Source organism: Chryseobacterium sp. C3, from assembly GCF_014218905.1.
In the GTDB taxonomy this organism is placed as follows: domain Bacteria; phylum Bacteroidota; class Bacteroidia; order Flavobacteriales; family Weeksellaceae; genus Chryseobacterium; species Chryseobacterium mucoviscidosis.
The window spans coordinates 65573-85143 of the sequence record NZ_JACLCU010000010.1; the positions used below are offsets into that span (position 1 = coordinate 65573).

Sequence of the window (19571 nt, forward strand, 5' to 3'; positions counted from 1 at the left end):
GGGTGAAAAATGAAGTTTATGATTGATAAAAAATTCAGGGAAGAAATTCATACAGATAAAAATAACTACGAATATATCACGGTTTCCAATGACGAAAATGGAGTAAGAATTTACACTTTAAAAAATGGTTTAAACGTTTTTCTTGCCCAAAATTCCGATGCTCCGAGAATCCAGACCTATATTCCTGTGAGAACCGGAAGCAATAACGATCCTTCTGATAATACAGGTTTAGCACATTATCTGGAACACATGATGTTTAAAGGAACCTCTAAATTAGGAACTCAAAACTGGGAAAAGGAAAGTGAATTATTAGATCAGATTTCAGATTTATACGAACAGCATAAAGCTGAAAATGATCCTGAAAAAAAGAAAGAAATTTACCGCAAAATAGATGAAGTTTCTCAGGAAGCCAGTCAGTATGCCATTGCGAATGAATATGATAAGGCAATTTCTTCTTTGGGTGCAAGCGGAACCAATGCGCATACATGGTTCGATGAAACGGTTTACAAAAATAATGTTCCGAACAATGAGCTTGAAAAATGGCTGAAAATCGAGAAAGAACGTTTTTCTGAACTGGCTTTAAGGCTTTTTCATACCGAACTGGAATCTGTTTATGAAGAATTCAACAGAGCACAGGACAACGATTCGCGTCTGGTAAATTATGAACTGATGGACGCACTTTTTCCTACGCATCCCAACGGTCAGCAAACGACTTTAGGAAAGGCAGAACATCTGAAAAATCCTTCCATGAAGGCGATTCATAAATATTTTGATGAATATTATGTTCCGAACAATTATGCTATGGTTTTGGTAGGAGATCTTGATTTTGAAGATACGATTCAACTTGTTGACCAATATTTTGGAACCATTCCTTACAGAGAGCTTCCGAAAAAAACGTCCATTATCGAAAAACCGATTACGGAAATTATAAAAAGAACGGTAAAAAGTCCCACAACGCCGAGAGTACAATTGGCGTGGAGAACGGAAAGTTACGGCACAAAAGAAGCGATGTTGGCGGATGTAGTGGTGAATATTCTGAGCAATAGAGGAGAAGCAGGATTGCTGGATCTGAATATCAATCAGACTCAAAAATTATTGTGGGGACAGGCGTATTCAGTAGGTCTGAAACAGTACGGATATTTTTCCATCGTTGCCGTTCCGAAGGAATCGCAGACTTTGGATGAAGCCAGAGATTTGGTTCTGGAGCAGATCGAACTGGTTAAAAAAGGAGAATTTCCGGACTGGATGCTTCCTGCCATCATCAACGATTTTAAAATTCAGAGGATGAAAGCGCTTGAAACCGCAGACGGATTGGCAACAAATCTTTACGATACGTACATCAAAGGAAGAACGTGGGAACAGGAACTGAATGAAATGGATCAGTATGAAAAACTAACGAAAGAAGAGGTTATCGCCTTTGCCAATGAGTTTTTCAGAGATAATTATGTGATCGTTTACAAAGAAAAAGGGGTAAACGAAAAATTAATACGAGTAGAAAATCCGGGAATTACTCCTGTGAAAATAAACCGTGAAGCCCAGTCTGAATTTTTACAGCAGATTCTGGAAGAAAAAACAGAAGATATTCAGCCGGAATTTGTGGACTATGAAAAGGAAATTCGGAAAGATGTTATTAAAGGCAAGACCGTCAGTTTTGTTAAAAATAAATACAACGATATTGCGCAGGTTCATTTTATTTTTCCATTCGGAAGCGATCATGACCGCGATCTGGGAATTTCAACTCAGGTTCTTCAGTATCTGGGAACTGAAAAATTCTCTCCGGAAGATCTGAAAAAAGAATTCTTCAAAATCGGCGTTACCAATGATTTTAAAACCACCAACGATCAACTGATTATTTCGCTGAACGGTCTGGAAGAAAACATTGAAAAAGGAATAAATCTTCTGCAGCATTGGCTGTATGAAGTAAAACCGGATCAGGAAATTTACAGACAGTTTACAGAAACTATTCTGGAAAACCGTGGTGCGATGAAGAAGGATAAAGGCAGAATTATGACGGCTCTTACAAATTATACCAAATTGGGACCTTTCTCACGGTTTACGGATGTTATTTCAAAAGAAGAGCTGGAAAGCAGCAATGTGGAGGTTTTTACAGACCGTATGAAAAAGCTTTTCAAATATCCGTATCAGATATTTTTCTACGGAAGAAATTTTGAAAATTTCACTTCGTACGTCGGAAAATATACTGAAAATGAAAGTTTTGTAATTCCGGAGCCTAAAAATTATCCGGAACCGGACACCGATGGAAATGTATATTTTACAGATTACGACATGGTTCAGATGGAAATGAGTAAGGTAGGAAGAGGTCGCAATGTCAACACGGAAAATTTTGGTAAAATCAATGTTTTTAATGAATATTTCGGACGCGGTTTGTCATCCATTGTTTTTCAGGAGATTCGCGAAAGCAAAAGTTTAGCGTATTCTGCATACGTTTCTTACGCTGCCAATTCAGAGCTGGATCATCCGGATTACATTACCACCTACATCGGAACGCAGCCGGACAAATTACAGATTGCAGTAGATACGATGACTGAACTGATGACTGAGCTTCCCGAAGTAAAAGTACAGTTTGAAAATGCAAAAAATTCTGCTTTGAAACAGATTGCTTCGCAACGAGTAACGAGAACGAATATTTTCTTCAATACGTTAAGATTAAGAAAACTGAATATTCATCATGATTTCAGGAAAGATATCTATCACCAGATTGAAAGCCTGAAATTTGAAGATCTGAAAGATTTTTACGATCATTATATAAAATCCGTTCACTTCAACACCGCCATTATCGGGAAAAAAGAAAACCTGAACAGGGAAGCGGTTGATAAGATGGGAACCTTCAGGGAAGTGAGTTTAAAAGATATTTTCGGACATTAAAAAAGAGGCTTGAAAAAAGCCTCTTTTTAATATCATTTATTTTACAATCTTCATCTCATCAATCAGCCATTTGGAATCTGCAAATTTATCAATAATGAAAAGAATATACTTCGTATCCACCATGATATTTCTGCTGAAACGAGGATCATAATTAATGTCGCTCATTGTTCCTTCCCATTGTCTGTCGAAATTCAGTCCTACCAGATTTCCGTTGGCATCAAGAGCCGGACTTCCGGAGTTTCCTCCAGTTGTGTGGTTGGTTGCTGTAAATCCTACAGGAACATCGCCGGTTTTATCTTTATACATTCCGAAATCTTTCTTGCTGTAAAGATCAATCAGCTTCTTCGGAACATCAAATTCGTAATCTCCCGGAACATATTTTTCCATTACTCCCGCCAAATGCGTCTGATAATTGTAAGAAACAGCGTCTCTCGGAGAAGAACCTTTCACTTTTCCGTACGTTACACGAAGCGTTGAGTTCGCATCCGGAAAGAATTTTCTGTCTTTATCCGTTGCCATTTGCTGCGCCATATAAGTCTTCTGTAAAGCATCAATTTTCGTCTGCATCGACGTAAACTGAGGATCCGCTTTTGTGATGTAGGTGTCTCTCATGGATAAATAAGTCTGATAAACAGGATCTTTTTTCAATGTTTTGATCAGTTTATCCTGATTGGAGAATGCCTTGTCGATATCTTTGCTCAGAGAAGCTCCGTTTACTTCAGTTCTTCCTGTGATGATGGAGTTTTTAGAATCTTCTTCAACGGTCTGAAGATTTTGTGCTTCATTTTTATATTTTTCAAATCCTGCAGATAAAAATTCCGGAGCCGTTTTATTGGCATAAAGAGCCAGTAATTTTGCCGTAACTTTTGCATCAAGTTCTGCATTGTAATCTTTGTAGAAAGAGGTCAGTCTGTTTTTAAAGGAAGTTGTCCCTTTTTCGTCCATTCTTCCGGCTTCTACCGCAGTAATGTAGTTGTAGAAAAGATTGGCAAGCATTAAAGTTTCTGCATTTCTGATGGTTTCAGAATAATATGCGTTATTTAATGCATAAGGAGCCTGATCGTTGTACAGTTTGTTCAGCTGATCTAAAGTCGTTTTAATATCTTTATTTTTAGCGATCAGAGAATTTTCATACTGTACTTTTTTCTCTACCGCGTTAGATTTTTTCAGACCTTCTACTTCGCCGATCCATTTTTTCCAGTAATTGGCTACTGAAGCGTATTTTGAAGCATACTGAATTCTTGTGGCATCATCGGTACGCATTTTTTCGTCCAGTGTTTTCAAAGCAACATCTCTCACTGCAATTCTCGCAGGGTCGGTGTCTTTCATAATTTTTTCAACTGCGATGGCAGGAAGATATTCTGTGGTTCTTCCCGGAAATCCGAATACAAAAGTAAAATCATTCTCGTTTTTATCTTTAATGGAAACCGGAAGATAATGTTTCGGAACGTAAGGAACGTTATCTTTAGAATATTCAGCAGGTTTGTTATTTTTATCAGCATAAATTCTGAACATGGAGAAATCTCCTGTATGTCTTGGCCAAACCCAGTTGTCTGTATCTGAACCGAATTTTCCGATGCTTTGAGGCGGAGCTCCTACCAAACGAATATCTTTGAATGTTTCGATAGTGAAAGCATAGAATTTATTTCCGTAATACATGGATCTTACAGAAATCGACTGATAAGGTTCTGTTTTCTGAGAGTTTTTGTAAATCTCAATATTTTTGGCAATCTGTTTAGAAAGTTCGGGTTCCTGAAGTTTATCCGTACCTTCTAAAATCTGAGAAGTTACTTCTTTGATATCAACAATAAAGTCTACCGTTACTCCCGGATTCGGAAGTTCTCCCTGAGGATTTTTTGCCCAGAAACCATTTGATAAAAGGTCATTCTGTACCGTAGAGTGAGACTGAATCTGTCCGTAACCACAGTGATGGTTGGTAAGCAATAACCCTTTTGGCGAGATAATTTCTGCGGTACAGCCTCCGTTGAACTGTACTACCGCATCTTTTATGCTTGCTTTTTGCGGATTGAAAATATCTTTGGCAGAGATTTTCATTCCCAAATCTTTCATTTCCTTTTCATTAAGCTCCGTTGGAATCCACATTCCGCCGTATTGCTGTGCAAACGTCATTACAGCCGGCAAAAGAAATACAGATAGAAGTATCTTTTTTGTCATAATCAAAATTTTGCCCCAATTTACAAAGAAAAAGGGAGATTTGGGTTAAAATTGGCTGATAGTTGATTGTTTTTTTAGAGGCTGTTCAAATTTAATATTTTATGATTCTTTTATTTTCAAAAACAAATTTTAATTCAGCATAACGATTATTCTAGAAAAGTAAAAACAAGTAAAATTTTGTATCAGGATTGATGATAAGATTTAATCTTTAATCTTTAATCATTTTGATCTGTCAACCATCAACAAGAAACCATCAACAAGAAACTTTCAGGCGGCTTAATTTTTGCTGCTGAAAAAGCATTCACGCTAAATCATTTATTATGAAAAATTCAATTCAGATTCTGGGAATCGTTCTTGTATCGCTTGTGGTTTCCTGTACGCAAAAAGACAAAAATCCTGAAGTGGAGATGAACCCTAAAACAGATCCGATGGCGATTCAGGCTCCGGTGGACAGTACCAAAACAGATTCTGTTTCGGGATCTGATAATTCAGAAAATTCTTTGGACTGGGACGGAACGTATGAAGCCACAGTTCCATGTGCTGACTGCCCCGGAATTAAAACCATCCTTGTTTTAAGTAAAGACAAAGCTTTTAAAATTACAGAAGAATATCTGGAAAGAAATTCTAAAAATGAAGATACAGGAACTTTTGAATGGGATTCTTCCGGAAGCATTATTACCTTAAACGGAAAAATTTCAAAATACAAATATAAAGTCGGGGAAAATACACTTACACAGCTTGATATCGAAGGAAAACCGATTGATGGTCCCAATAAAACCCTGTATATTTTTAAAAAGAAATAATAGTGCAACCTCCAAAATCCCTCATCTGAAGGGGTTTTTTATTGACATCGGTGATATTAAAACTGATAGGCAATTATTTTATCATCTTCCATCAGGTTTTTCATTAAAATTTCATGATTGGTATTATTGCCTGTAACCATCCATGTTGTCGATAAATTTCCCTGTGTGTACTGCTGTTTTGCGAGGGTGAATTTCAGATTGTTTTTCTTAAAAAGTTCTTCACAGTGCTGAATATCATGATAATTGACGACTGCAATTTTATATTCCCGAATTTTATGGTGTCTGTCTATAAATTTTTCAAAATAGGTTAAATAGTTTAAAACCAATAAAATAAGTAGCGTTCCGAGGAGAGAAAGATATACATATCCGGATCCGACTGCCATTCCGATGGAAGCTGTTGCAAAAATGGTTGTGGCAGTGGTAATTCCGTCGATTTTATTATCCCCTTTAAAAATAACTCCCGCTCCTAGAAAGCCGATTCCGGTAATGATATTGGCAGCCAGCCGATCCGGATTGGCGACCCCGATTTTAATGGAAAGTATCGTAAACAGGCAGGATCCGAAACAGACCAGAATAAAAGTACGCAAACCTGCCGATTTGTTTCTGTATTCCCGCTCAGTTCCGATGAAAATGCCGAGAAGAACGGAAATGAAAATCAGCAGAAGCTCATTCTGGATGACGTAATGATCTTTTAAAAATTCCATTTTGAAGATTTTACTAAATAAAATTACAATAATTCTTTTGATAAAAATCCAAATGAGGTATATTGTATCGTAAAATACTAAACCATTGAATGAAAGTCTGAAAAAGTCGATTAAAAACCTATATTCTGTTTTTTCAAAATATGAAATCCGGTCTTTTATAGAGGGATGCCCCTGTTGCGTTTCGGATCGTGACAAAGAAAAAATTCATAGTAAGGAACTCAGAGAACTCGAAGAAGAGGATCTTTCCCGATATGCTTTCAAAGCAATGACAACGTGGGGAAATGTGGATGATTTTAAACATTTCCTGCCGAGAATACTGGAGCTTTGTATCGATCATGATCTGGGAATTCATCCGTTTGGTATCTTCGGAAAGCTGAAATACGGAAAATGGGAAGTCTGGGATGATACTGAAAAAGAAGCGGTTACAATTTTTCTTTTGAAATGGTGGAAGTATTTCTTAGAAAACAGGACTTTTTTTGATGATGATTTGTTTTTCGGGATCTATAATGTGACGGGTGAAATGGAAAAATTATTAGACTGCTGGAAAGTGGAGATTGTCCAAAACAGCTTTATGATTTATGTAGATTTTATCCGGTATTATTATCAGGATTTTGTCAACGAAAACCTGAAAAATAAAAGTTTGAATGAATCGGATCATAAAAAATTTCTGAAATGGATCAAAGAAAATGCGAAAAGTCTTGAAGAAGGTTTTTATTATTTCGAAAAGAGGAATGAAAGTTTTGCAAGGGAAATTTCAGACGCTCTGTATATTTTGGAACACAGCTAAAAAAAGACTGCCTTTGAAAGACAGTCTTTTGTAATAGTATTCAGATCAGTTTAATTTTTAATGAATTTCTGAACGAATGTTTTATCTTTTGTGGATAATTTAATGATATAATTTCCTTTGGCAAGTTCAGAAACATTCATTGAATTTCCTTTTACCGATGCTGAACTTAATATTCTTCCTGAAGCGTCGTAAATTTCAGCTTTTACAATTTCATTTTTAGACTGAATGTTTAAAACTTCTTTTACAGGATTCGGATAGATCGAAACTTCATTGTTTTTTGATGCCATTTCGGACGTCGACAATACGTTTTGAACAGTTGTTGTGTAAGTATTGGTCACAATCGGAGCATTATAATCAAAATAAATTTTTGCAGTATTACTGAAGCTGTCTCCAATATTTAATGTAGATTTTGTTTTAATTTTAAATGAAACATATCCGCCATTATTTCCTGCCGCGTAAGGAAGCTGAATATTTTCGAAAATAAATTCTACGGTATTCGGATTCGGATTGATAGTTCGGGTTATAAAGTTATGACTGCTGTTTAACGGAATTAGTGTGGACAGATCAAATTTCGAGGTATCAATCTCATCTTTTACGACAATGTTTTGCGCATTTGCAGTTCCGGTATTCTCAAATCTGATCACATAATGAACATAGTCGCCCACTTTTGCTTGTGTAATGGAAGTTCCTTCCAGACACGTTTTATCATTCGGATCGAAAGAATTGACAACAGTCTGATTTAACGTAAATGTATTATCCAGAGGAGTTTCGTCCGTTGCTCCATTAATTTGAGTGGTATAATTAAGAACCGCGCCACCATTTAACGGAGGAGTTTGTGTAGGAGTATTTAAAGCAAAAGTAACTGTAATTTCTCTGGTTTGAAAAGGATTCAGGTTGCTGAAATTCCAGTTTAAAAGTCCGGTTGACTGAGAATTTACCGTGACAGATGAGCTTGAGAAATCCATCAGGTTATCATTATAATTGAAAGATAAAGTTCCGGATTGTGTTCCGGTTCCTTTGTTTTTATAAACGATTTTGTATTTTGCACTGAAGCCTGGTCTTGCCGCATTAATCGGAATAATTACTGCTTCAAGATCATTGTGTACTCCATTGGCTGAAAGGCAGAAGTTTTGTATTAATGGACTCGTTTGCGTTGGAAAATTTGCTGTTAAGCTTGTGGGTGAAATATTGAAATAAGAAGGATTCTCAATAACCGGAGTTATTGTGTGAGAACCAGCACCTACAGCAATTGAATGATTTCCTGATGCATTCGCAATTAAACTTCCCGAAACTGTTCCGTTGGTAATATTGAATTTCTGAAAAGCTTTATTACTGTCATTAACATCACAACCGTTATTGTTACCATCATATTTTGTATTTCCCTGAATGGTATAATTTACTCCACCCGGTGTAAAAGAACAGTAAGAGTTTATCACGCAGGAACTTCCAGATGGTAATAAAGCGCTTACATTCGATATTTCTGAATCATCGGCACAAATGTAAACAAGATTAGGAGTGTTGGAAAAAGTTGAATTACTATTTGGGGTAAAATTGTTGATACCATTCTTTATAAACAATGATTGAAGATAGGGATTTGAATCGCATAAAAAAGTCGCCAGATTTGGATTTTGGGAAAAATCAATGCTTGTAAACTTATTAGTCGTACATCTAATCCCTAAAAGTTGTGGAAAAGAACTGAAATCCTGCGTTGTAAATTTATTATTAAAAATATTTAAATATTCTAAATTAGGTGTTTGGTTTACGGGAAGTGACTGAAGATTATTCACAGCCAGATTTAATGAATTTAGATTAATATTATTATTTAAATAAATGTTATTAAGTTGTGATAACTGAATATCAGCACTATATAAATTTGTTAAACCGGAAAGATTAATAGAAGGAAGGTTTGCCATGAAAATATCAAGATCGTATAACTGGCTGCAACCTTGGATATTAACTGATGAAAGTGCATAGCATTGGGAGATGTCAAGTTTATATAAGTAGATGTTATCACTAATATCAAGAGATGTTAAAAGAAGAAAGTTATTAATCCTAAGACTCTCAAGTTTGGTAAAACTTTTAATACCTTCCATTGAAACAATATTATCAAAATAATAAGAGGAATTAGGGATTATCATTTTATCAAAATTTAACGACTTTATTTTTGCAGCTTCGGTCACCTGAATTTCTCCATCATGATTAGTATCAATAACTGTAGGAAAACCGTTGATATTCAATGCGAAAGATGTAGAATTAGTGAGTAAAATGTTTTTGAAATTCGCATCCGGAATATTCACAATCTGTGCCTGAAAAACAGCACATAAAACGATACAAATGATTAAATAGATTTTTCTCATGTATTATTAGTTATTAGTTTATTTTTTTAATTAAAAGCAAAAATAAACCATTGAAAATTAATCTCAATGGTTTATTATGTTAAATATTTTTATAATTTTTACTGTTTTTCTACCAAATCCAAAAACTGCTGTTCATCCAAAATCTCAATTGTTCCGATGTCCTGTGCTTTTTTCAGTTTGCTTCCGGCTTTTTCGCCCACCACAAGGAAATTCAGGTTTTTGGATACTGCCGAAATATTTTTTCCGCCGTGTTTTTCCACCATTTCTTCTGCTGCTTCTCTTGTAAATAATGATAATTTCCCAGTAAAAAGGAATGTTTTTCCTTCCAGAACATTCGACAGGACTTCGTTCGTACTTTCGCCTTTTTCAAGCTGTACTCCGTAAGATCTTAACCTTTCGATCATCAAAATATTTTCGGAATTTGCAAAAAACTCAACGATGCTTACCGCGATTTTGGTTCCAATATCTTCTACTTGGCAAAGCTCTTCCACCGTTGCATTTTTCAGATCTTCGATGGTCGGGAAATTTTTTACCAGTTTTTTGGCAACCGTTTCTCCGACGTGTTTTATCCCGATTCCGTACAGTACTTTTTCAAACGGAATTTCTTTGGATTTTTCGATTCCTGAAATGATGTTCTGTGCCGATTTTTCTGCCATTCTTTCAAGCGGAAGAAGCTGCTCTTTTGTTAAGACATAGAAATCTGCCGGATTTTCAATTAATCTTTCTCTGTAAAGCTGTTCGATGGTTTCACTTCCCAGATTATCAATATTTAAAGCTTTTCTCGAAACATAATGAATCATTCTTCCTACAACCTGTGGCGGACAGTGAAGGTCATTCGGACAGAAATGAATTGCCTGATCTTCAATTTTTACAAGCTCAGTGCCGCATTCTGGACAATTTTTGATGTATTCAATTTCCTTGCTTTCTTCCGTTCTTTTTTCGGTATTGACGCCGACAATTTTTGGAATAATTTCACCGCCTTTTTCTACATAAACGAAATCATTTTCATGAAGATCAAGTTTTTTAATAATATCTTCATTGTGAAGTGAAGCTCTTTTCACAATTGTTCCGGCTAATAAAACAGGTTTCAGATTCGCAACCGGAGTGATGGCTCCTGTTCTTCCGACCTGATAAGAAACACTTTGCAGTTCGGTTTCCACTTTTTCAGCCTTAAATTTATAAGCCATAGCCCAGCGTGGAGATTTTGCGGTATATCCAAGCTGTCTCTGCTGTTTTAAAGAGTTGACTTTTAAAACAATACCATCAATTTCAAACGGTAAATTATGACGCTCTACATCCCAGAAATTGATAAATTCCTTCACCTCATCCAAAGTCGTACATAATTTTGCCTGTTGGGATGTTTTGAAACCCCAGCTTTGCGCTTTCTGAAGCAGTTCCCAATGCGATGCTGCAGGAATATCTTCTGAAATAAACTGATACAGAACCGATGAAAGCCCGCGTTTTCTCACCTCACCGCTGTCCTGCATTTTAAGACTTCCGCTTGCTGTATTTCGGGGATTCATGAAAGGATCAAGACCTTCTTCCTCACGCTGTTTATTGATTTTATCGAAATTTTTCCGGGTTAAATAAATTTCTCCGCGCATAAAGAAATGTTCAGGGAAATCACCTTTCAGTTTCAGAGGAATATCCGAAATGGTACGAACGTTTGCTGTAATTTCATCACCCTGAAATCCGTCTCCACGGGTTACTGCCTGAACCAGTTTTCCGTTTTCATACAAAATGGAGATCGAAGCACCATCATATTTCAGTTCGGCAACAAATTCTACCGGTTCGTCAATGGTTTTAATAATTCTTTTTTCCCAGTCTTCAAGATCATCAAAATCATAAGAATTATCTAGAGAATACATTCTGAATTTATGCTGAACCGTAGGAAAGACTTTGGTAATTCCTCCGCCGACACGAACAGTAGGAGAGTTTTCATCATAAAATTCGGGATATTGGGCTTCCAGATCACGAAGTTCTTTCAGCAACATATCAAAATCATAATCCGAAATCGTCGGAGTATCAAGGAGATAATAATTTTCGTTGTGCTGATGAAGCTCTTTTCGCAGATCTTCTATTTTCTGTTGTATGTTTTCGGACATCGGGTTTCTATCTTTTTCAGCAAAAATAAATAAAAGTAATTCCAATTTAAAAAATATGGGAATTAAATATTCTGCGAAAATTAAAAAGTTGTAACATATTTCAACCCACTGATTATCCACCAGATAAAATCGGGGTTAAAATTCAGGTAACATAAGGTTCCCATATAATTTAAAAAATGTTAAAACTCCCTTAAACAGAGGATCCTGAAAGTCAGAATACATTTGCAAAGCTAATTTGTAGATATGAGAAAAGTAAAGATTGTATTGGGACTATTGTTCCTGAGTTTTGGAACGCTTGCGTATGCGCAGACCACTCAGGCTTCTATTGTAGGAAAAGTTACCGGAACCGGAAAAGCTCCGCAGGAAAAGGTAAAAGTAACCATTGTAAATGAATCCACAGGGTTTAAAACGGAAACGGAAACCAATTCGAAAGGGGAATATATTTTCAAAGAAATTCCTTTGGGCGGTCCTTACACGGTATTCGTAAATGATGAAAAAAGGGAAGGCTACAATGTGAATTTTGGAGATCAGGTAACGGTAAACGTAGATTTAGGAAGCGAGAAAAGCATTGAAGAAGTGGTTGTTACCGGAAATTTAAAAAACAAAATCGGGAATTTAGGTGCAGCAACAGCCATCACAACCAAAAACATCGGAATTTTACCTGTAAACGGAAGAAACTTCAATAACCTTGCTGAACTTTCACCTTTGAGCGGTAAAAATGGAAGTATTTCCGGACAGTTAGGTTCTTCCACGAATTTTACCATTGACGGAATGACAGCGAAAAATCCTACTTCTGCAGGTTCTACCACAAGCAGAAGCAATGCTCCGTTTTCTATTTCCATCGAAGCGGTTCGTGAATTTAAAGTAACCACTAATCAATATGATGTCACATTAGGAAGAAGCGGAGGTGGAACCGTAAGTGCGGTTACAAAATCCGGAACGAATGCATTCTCTGGAAGTGCATGGGAATATTTAAGAACAAACTGGCTTTCCAGCAAATACGACATCAGAGGAAATAAAATCAACAACGATTTTTCCACTTCTCAGTTCGGATTCTCTTTAGGCGGACCGATCATTAAGAATAAACTGCATTTCTTCGTTGCTTGGGATCATCAATTGGATTCAAGACCGTTGCAGATTGCCGATATCAAATCTCATGACGACGAATTGAGATTAAATACCACCACAGCTACTTTAAATAAGTTCCTTGATATTGCCAGAGCAAAATATGGAGTTGGAAATACACCACAGTTCGGAAGTTTTGATAAAGTGAGAAATTCTGATGCCGGATTTTTGCGTTTAGACTGGCAGATTAACGATAAAAACTTATTGACTTTAAGAAATAACTTCACCTACGATCTGAACAAAAACGGTTTAGGAGACAACACAGCGATCAACGCTTTTGAATCCTATGGAAATGATAAAAATCTGGATAACAGCTTATTGTTGACTTTAAGATCCAACTTAAAGCCGAATATGACGAACGAACTGAAGGCGCAGTATCTTTACACGTTTCAGGACAGTTATCAGAACGATCAGCTTGGTCATCCCGTTCCGAGAGCCATTGTCGAAAATATCGTAACCAGCATCGATGGAAAAGATAAGGCAACCAATATTCAGATCGGAGGACACCGTTTTGCGCAGGAAAGTTTCAGGAATAATGTTTTCCAGATCGTAGACAATTTATACTACAATACGGATAAAATCAAATATACATTCGGTGCAGATTTAATGTACACGATGGCAAAATCGTTGTACGGAAGTGAAGTGAACGGAAGATTCCATTTCAGGGAGAATCCTACAGCCAACGGAGGAGATAATTTATTTAATTTTAATAATCTTGTTGCGTACAGATTTTACAGAGAAGTTCCTTTGATGGAAGATCCTTCCGTGAAATCCAATATTTATAACTTAGGAGTTTACGGACAGATTCAGACAAAAATTGCAAAAGGTCTGGATTTAATGGCGGGTTTAAGATTGGATTACGGCGGTTATCCCAAAGCAGGCTTTAACCAGAAATTATATGATGAAATGGGAATCCGGACAGATAATCAGATCAAATCATTCATCATTCAGCCAAGATTCCAGTTCGATTGGAATATTAATGAAGGAAATAAAGACTTCCTGAAATTTGGAGCCGGAATTTTCTCTTCAGACATCAACAATTATATGATTATCAATAATCTGGTGTTTGACGGAAGACATTTGGCAACAGTGGATGTAAATCCTTCACAGATTGGTCTTAAGCCGGATTTCATAAGTTACAGAAACGATTACGGAACGGTTCCTACTTTAGCAAAGTATCAGCTTCCTACCATTAACTACACAGGAAAAGATGCAAAAATTCCGGTGGTTTACAAAGCTAATGTTTCTTATACGCATTTCTTCAACGAGAGATTCAGAGCGGGAGTTGCGGGTTATATGACGCTGGGAAGAAACAACTATTTCTACTACGACAGAAATATGGTGGCAAATCCTTATTTTACGCTGGATAATGAAGGCGGAAGAGGGGTTTTTGTTCCTGCAGCAACGATCGCAGCCAACGGAACGCTGAACTGGAAAGACGGAAGAATCAACAAAAATTTCGGAAGAGTTTTGGAATTGGTAAGCGATGGAAAAGTCAATCAGTTTTCATTCGTATTAGATACAAGTTATCGTTATTGGAAAGACGGAGAAATTACAGCAAGTTACACTTGGGCGGACATCAAAGACAATACTTCGTATAACGGAAACGTAGCCAATTCTGCAACACTGTCTACCATGGTTTCGGGAGATCCGAGAAACTTAAGAATGTCGTATTCGGACAACCAGTTCAGAAACAAAGTCGTGATTTACGGTAACTCTCCAACCATTGCAGGATTTACTTTAGGAATCAGGTATGCCGGAATCGGCGGAACCCGTTTCTCTGTAACGGCAGGTGGAAACGTAAACGGAGATTTCGTGGATACGAACGATTTAGCTTACATTTTCCCGAATCTTACGCAGACTTTAATTGATAATCCTGAAGTGGGACAGGCTTTGAAGAACTACATTACAGATTACAACAACAAAGTTGCAGAAAGAAACGGCGGAAAGAACGGTTTCTACGGAGTTTGGGATGTTCGTGTAGCAAAGAAAATCAAATTTGAAAAAATCGGAGCCTTTGAACTTTCAGTGGATATTTTCAACGTTGCCAATTTACTTAACAAAGAATGGGGCGTTAACAAATCTTACGGAAATACGGCACTGTACAGAATTACAGGATTTGATCAGGCAACAAAACAGTTTAAATACAGCCTGAATACAAGCGGACTGGAGCCACTTTCAGGAAATCCTTACCAGATCCAGATCGGAGCGAAATATTCTTTCTAATCTAAAAATAAGTTTAAACTCATTTTAAATGTAACGGCAAAAGAGACAAAAGACTTTGTTGGATTTATTTAAAGTATTTCAAAAGTCTGCAAGAGAAAAATCTTTGATTTTTTAACTTATGTGCTCTTTTTTTTACACTTAAATATTCAACTTAAACAACTAAAGTGTTACAATCTTTTGCATCTTTTGCGGTAAAAAAGTTTAGACAAGTTTAATGTAAAAAAAATGTGAATGGTCAATTTTGCTCTGAAACTCAATTGTTAATATTAAATGATTGAGAATTGACAACGAAGGACGCACGATTGACTATTTACTTAAATAAATTTATATACCTTTATCTGAAAGTTGAAAGACTTTCGAATACTATTCAAATTATATTATGAAAAATTTTATCTTAGGGTTCGCAGTTTTAAGCACAGTAGTAATGAAGGCACAAACCCAGATCGTAGCGCACAGAGGTTATTGGCAGACGCAACCGCCGACAACGGAAAATTCTCTGAAATCATTGGAAAATGCGCAGAATTTAAAGATTTACGGATCTGAATTCGATGTGAGAATGACGAAAGACGGAGTTTTGGTGGTAAACCACGACGAACATCACGCAAAAATGGAAATTTCCGAAACCGATTTTAAAGAACTGGAAAAAGTAAAATTATCCAACGGTGAAGATTTTCCCACTCTGAAAGACTATTTAAAACAAGGGAAGAAAGATAAATCGTTAAAACTGGTGGTTGAAATAAAGCCTGACAAAACGAAGGAAAAAGAAGACGAACTGACGGCAAAAACCATCAAAATGATCAAGGATATGAAGCTTGGAGCGCAATGCGATTTCATTTCTTTCAGCTTAAATATCTGTAAGGAAATTAAAAGGCTGGAACCTACTTTTAAAGTTCAGTATCTGAAAGGAGAGCTTTCTCCGCAGCAGATCAAGGACGAAGGTTTGGACGGAATCGATTACCATTACAGCATTTTCCAGAAAAATCCTACATGGATTGCAGATGCAAAAGCTTTGGGATTGATCACCAATGCATGGACGGTGAATGACGTTGCCATTGCCGATGAATTAAAAAAGCAGGGAATTGGTTTCATCACTACCAATATTCCGGATCAGCTTCAAAAATAAGATCATGTCATCTTTATACAGAAAGTCTGTCTCTTTTGAGGCGGACTTTTTTTGTTTTAAAAGCTTCCTTTAAAATTCAGCCAACTGTGTGGTACCCCTTATTTACTCAGGAAAAGACAATAAAATTAGGGAAATAAATCAGCTTTAAAATATTAAAAATTATTCATTCGTTTAACCTCTTGTTAACCAGTTGGCTGTGCAATGTTATTAAGGTTTAATTAATATGGCGTTTAATAATTCTTTAATAAATGTTAAAATAGTATTAAAATCCTACTCATAATATCGTTTTAGTTTTGCGCAAACAAAAAGGATATGCGTAAAGAGACACAAAAAGTACTCATTTTATCATTACTAGGACTTGTCAGTGTAAATCTGGCAGCTCAGCAAAAAGTGAAAAGAGATACCATTAAGAACATCGACGAAGTTGTGGTAACCGCTTTGGGGATCAAGAGACAAGACAAATCTTTAGGATATGTTGCGGAAAAAGTAAACTCAGACACTTTTGAAGAAACTCAGAACAACAACTGGGCTCAGTCTATGGAAGGAAAAGTTGCCGGACTGAAAGTTCAGACGGCAGGAGCGGGACCGCTTGCCAGTTCCAGAATTACTTTAAGAGGCGAAAAGTCGATGGTATTGGATAATAATTACGCATTGATCGTTGTAGATGGAATTCCTTTGGGAAATTCCACCACAGGAACCGGAACTCCGGCGTACGGAGCGGGTTCCGGAGGGGATGTTCCGATTGATTTAGGAAACGGACTGAACAGCATCAATCCCGATGATATTGAATCGGTAACCGTTCTGAAAGGAGCTTCTGCAGCCGCATTATACGGATCCCGTGCTGCAAACGGAGCTTTGATGATCACTACAAAATCCGGAAAAAGTAAAAACGGAAAAATTCAGGTAACCTTCAATTCCTATTCAAGTTATGATACGGTTCTGAAATGGCCGGATTGGCAGTACGAATACGGACAGGGAACTTTGGCTAAAAATACAGCAGGGCAGTTCTATTATTCTTACGGCGCTTCTGCAGACGGCGTAAGTACCGGAGGAACGAGCAGTGCTTTCGGACCGAAATTCGCGGGACAGTATTATTTTCAGTATGATCCTACCGTTGGCGGACAGAGCAAGGAAAGACAGCTTTGGAGAGCTTATGAAGACAACATCAAAGGATTCTGGAGAACAGGTTCTACGTATTCCAACAGTCTTTCGGTGGAAAGTTCTAATGATAAAACCAATTTCAGAACATCGCTTACCTATCTTAATAACGAATGGATGATGCCGAATACAGGTTTTGACCGACTGAATTTTGCTTTGTCGTTCGCGCATCAGTTAACCAAAAAATTAAAAGTATCCACCAAATTTACTTTCAATAAAACATCAAGTGACAATCTTCCGGCAACGGGATACAACAACCAGTCGATTTCCTATTTCATGATCTTCCAGAATCCGAATGTGGATCTTGCATGGTATCAACCCATCTGGAAACCGGGACAGGTGCAGATCGATCAGATTCACCCTTTCAGTACGTTTATCGACAATCCTTACCTCATCGCTTACGAAATGCTGAACGGAGTGGATAAAAAAACGATTTTCGGAAACATTACGGCAGATTATCAGTTCAATAAAAATTTCAGTCTGATGTTAAGATCCGGACTGGAAGTCCTGAACGAAAAAAGAACAACAAAACGTCCGTGGAGTTCCGCCAATTATGCAAAAGGATTCTACAGAGAACAGTACATTAAAAATCACGAATACAACAACGATGTTTTATTTTCGTACAAACAGAGCTTTAATAAATTCAATATTTCTGCATCTGCCGGAGGAAGCATCCGTTACAATCAGTATGTGATGAATGATTATCAGGCAAACGGATTGAAAATTGCCGGAGAATACAATCTTACCAATGCGCTTGGAATTGATGTAAAATATCCGAGACCGGGAGACGAACAGGTAAACAGTGTCTATGGTTTGGTAACATTGGGATACGACAATAAATTCTTTGTGGATGTTACCGGAAGAAACGACTGGAGTTCCACACTTCCGAAATCCAACAGATCATTCTTTTATCCTTCCGTAAGTACCAGTTTCATCCTTTCAGAAATTTTTAAACTGAAAAGCGACCGATTTAATTACTGGAAACTGAGAGCTTCGTGGGCGAAAGTAGGAATCGACGGTTCTCCTTATCAGTTAGATACTTATTATGATACCAGTTCTATCACAGGAAGTGTGGTAGCGAGAAATATCTTCAATAATCCTAATCTTAAGCCTGAAAAAAATGCCAACGTAGAAGCGGGAATGGATTTCAGCGTATTAAAAAACAGATTGAATTTTAATTTCACGCTGTATCAGAACATGAGTGAAAACCAGATTATTCCGGTTTCTCTTCCTTATGAAAGCGGTTATTCCCAAAGAATCATCAATGCAGGGAAAATCCGAAACAGAGGTATGGAATTATCTTTAAATACGACACCATTTAAAACCAAAAGCTTCTCCTGGATGATCGGAGCCAACTGGTCTGCCAACGAAAACAGAGTACTTACCACGTCCGAAGGTTTCGACGGAATTATTTCAACCGTGGGAGGAGTGGTTTTTTATAAAGCAGTCGTAGGAGGTTCTTTAGGAGATATGTATGGTTTCAAACTGGTAAAAAACAGTCAGGGACAGGTTGTTAATGACAACGCAGGATTGCCTTTAAGACCTGCAGAAATAGAAAAAGTAGGAAACGCCTTCCCGAAATGGAGAGCCGGTTTACAGAATGATTTTAGAATTAAAAATTTTACTGTAAGCTTCTCGTTTGATGGTCAGTACGGTGGTGTTGCGTATTCGCAGTCGCATCACAAAATGTCGGAACAGGGAAAACTGAAATCTACACTTCCGGGAAGAGACAATCCGAACGGAATGATCGTAGGAGAAGGAGTTGTACAGAATCCGGACGGTTCTTACAGCCCGAATACAAAAGCGGTTACCGTATCTGCTTATTATGCGGAATACTACAGAAGAGCGAACGTGGAAACGAATACATTCAGCACAGATTTTATCAAACTGAGAGATGCAAGAATTGCCTATTCTTTCCCGAAAGAAACCATAAAATCTTTAGGACTGCAGAATCTTACCTTAGCTATTTTCGGGAAAAATCTCTGGATGTGGACGAAGTTCCCGATGTTTGATCCTGAAGTAGCCACTTTAGATAACGCCACCATTACTCCCGGAGTGGAAATGGGGCAGCTTCCAACCGCCAGAACCGTTGGATTTCAGTTAAATCTTAAATTTTAAATCT

At 37.1% G+C, this 19571-nt stretch carries 10 protein-coding genes; 6 read left to right on the plus strand and 4 right to left on the minus strand.

Annotation, left to right across the window (positions count from 1 at the left end):
* The first annotated feature begins 9 nt into the window (after positions 1-9).
* On the plus strand, positions 10-2886 hold the full coding sequence (locus H6W53_RS19535; protein WP_410500847.1) for a M16 family metallopeptidase: 2877 nt from the start codon (positions 10-12) through the stop codon (positions 2884-2886).
* Between the two features lie 36 nt (positions 2887-2922).
* Here the strand turns inward: H6W53_RS19535 and H6W53_RS19540 are convergent, their stop codons facing one another.
* On the minus strand, positions 2923-5061 hold the full coding sequence (locus H6W53_RS19540; protein ID WP_185209117.1) for a S46 family peptidase: 2139 nt from the start codon (positions 5059-5061) through the stop codon (positions 2923-2925).
* A gap of 320 nt (positions 5062-5381) precedes the next feature.
* On the opposite strand from H6W53_RS19540, the gene H6W53_RS19545 reads away from it, so the two are divergent.
* Positions 5382-5864, plus strand: a complete 483-nt coding sequence (locus tag H6W53_RS19545; protein ID WP_087706829.1) for a copper resistance protein NlpE — start codon at positions 5382-5384, stop codon at positions 5862-5864.
* 56 nt (positions 5865-5920) lie between these two features.
* On the opposite strand, the gene H6W53_RS19550 is transcribed toward H6W53_RS19545, so the two are convergent.
* The gene (locus tag H6W53_RS19550) at positions 5921-6568 is read right to left on the minus strand and encodes an MgtC/SapB family protein (protein ID WP_185209119.1); all 648 of its coding nucleotides are present in this window, start codon (positions 6566-6568) and stop codon (positions 5921-5923) included.
* A gap of 85 nt (positions 6569-6653) precedes the next feature.
* Here H6W53_RS19550 and H6W53_RS19555 point away from each other — a divergent pair, with 85 nt between their 5' ends.
* Entirely contained in the window at positions 6654-7355 is a 702-nt protein-coding gene (locus tag H6W53_RS19555; protein ID WP_185209121.1) for a hypothetical protein, read from the plus strand.
* Between the two features lie 50 nt (positions 7356-7405).
* Here the strand turns inward: H6W53_RS19555 and H6W53_RS19560 are convergent, their stop codons facing one another.
* Both H6W53_RS19560 and ligA read right to left on the minus strand, forming a co-directional pair.
* Positions 7406-9712, minus strand: coding sequence for a T9SS type A sorting domain-containing protein (locus H6W53_RS19560; RefSeq protein WP_185209123.1), 2307 nt, complete (start codon positions 9710-9712; stop codon positions 7406-7408).
* Positions 9713-9810: 98 nt separating this feature from the next.
* Entirely contained in the window at positions 9811-11817 is a 2007-nt protein-coding gene (ligA, locus tag H6W53_RS19565; RefSeq protein ID WP_185209153.1) for an NAD-dependent DNA ligase LigA, read from the minus strand.
* Between the two features lie 243 nt (positions 11818-12060).
* On the opposite strand from ligA, the gene H6W53_RS19570 reads away from it, so the two are divergent.
* The 3 genes from H6W53_RS19570 to H6W53_RS19580 all read left to right on the plus strand — a co-directional run bounded on the left by H6W53_RS19570 (position 12061) and on the right by H6W53_RS19580 (position 19567).
* Positions 12061-15168 (plus strand): TonB-dependent receptor, encoded by a 3108-nt coding sequence (locus H6W53_RS19570; protein ID WP_185209126.1) that lies wholly within the window; start codon positions 12061-12063, stop codon positions 15166-15168.
* Between the two features lie 379 nt (positions 15169-15547).
* Positions 15548-16291: a glycerophosphodiester phosphodiesterase family protein gene (locus tag H6W53_RS19575; RefSeq protein ID WP_185209128.1), complete on the plus strand. Its 744-nt coding sequence runs from the start codon at positions 15548-15550 to the stop codon at positions 16289-16291.
* Between the two features lie 312 nt (positions 16292-16603).
* A complete protein-coding gene (locus H6W53_RS19580; protein ID WP_185209130.1) occupies positions 16604-19567 on the plus strand; it encodes a SusC/RagA family TonB-linked outer membrane protein in 2964 nt (987 codons plus the stop codon).
* Positions 19568-19571 lie beyond the last annotated feature (4 nt).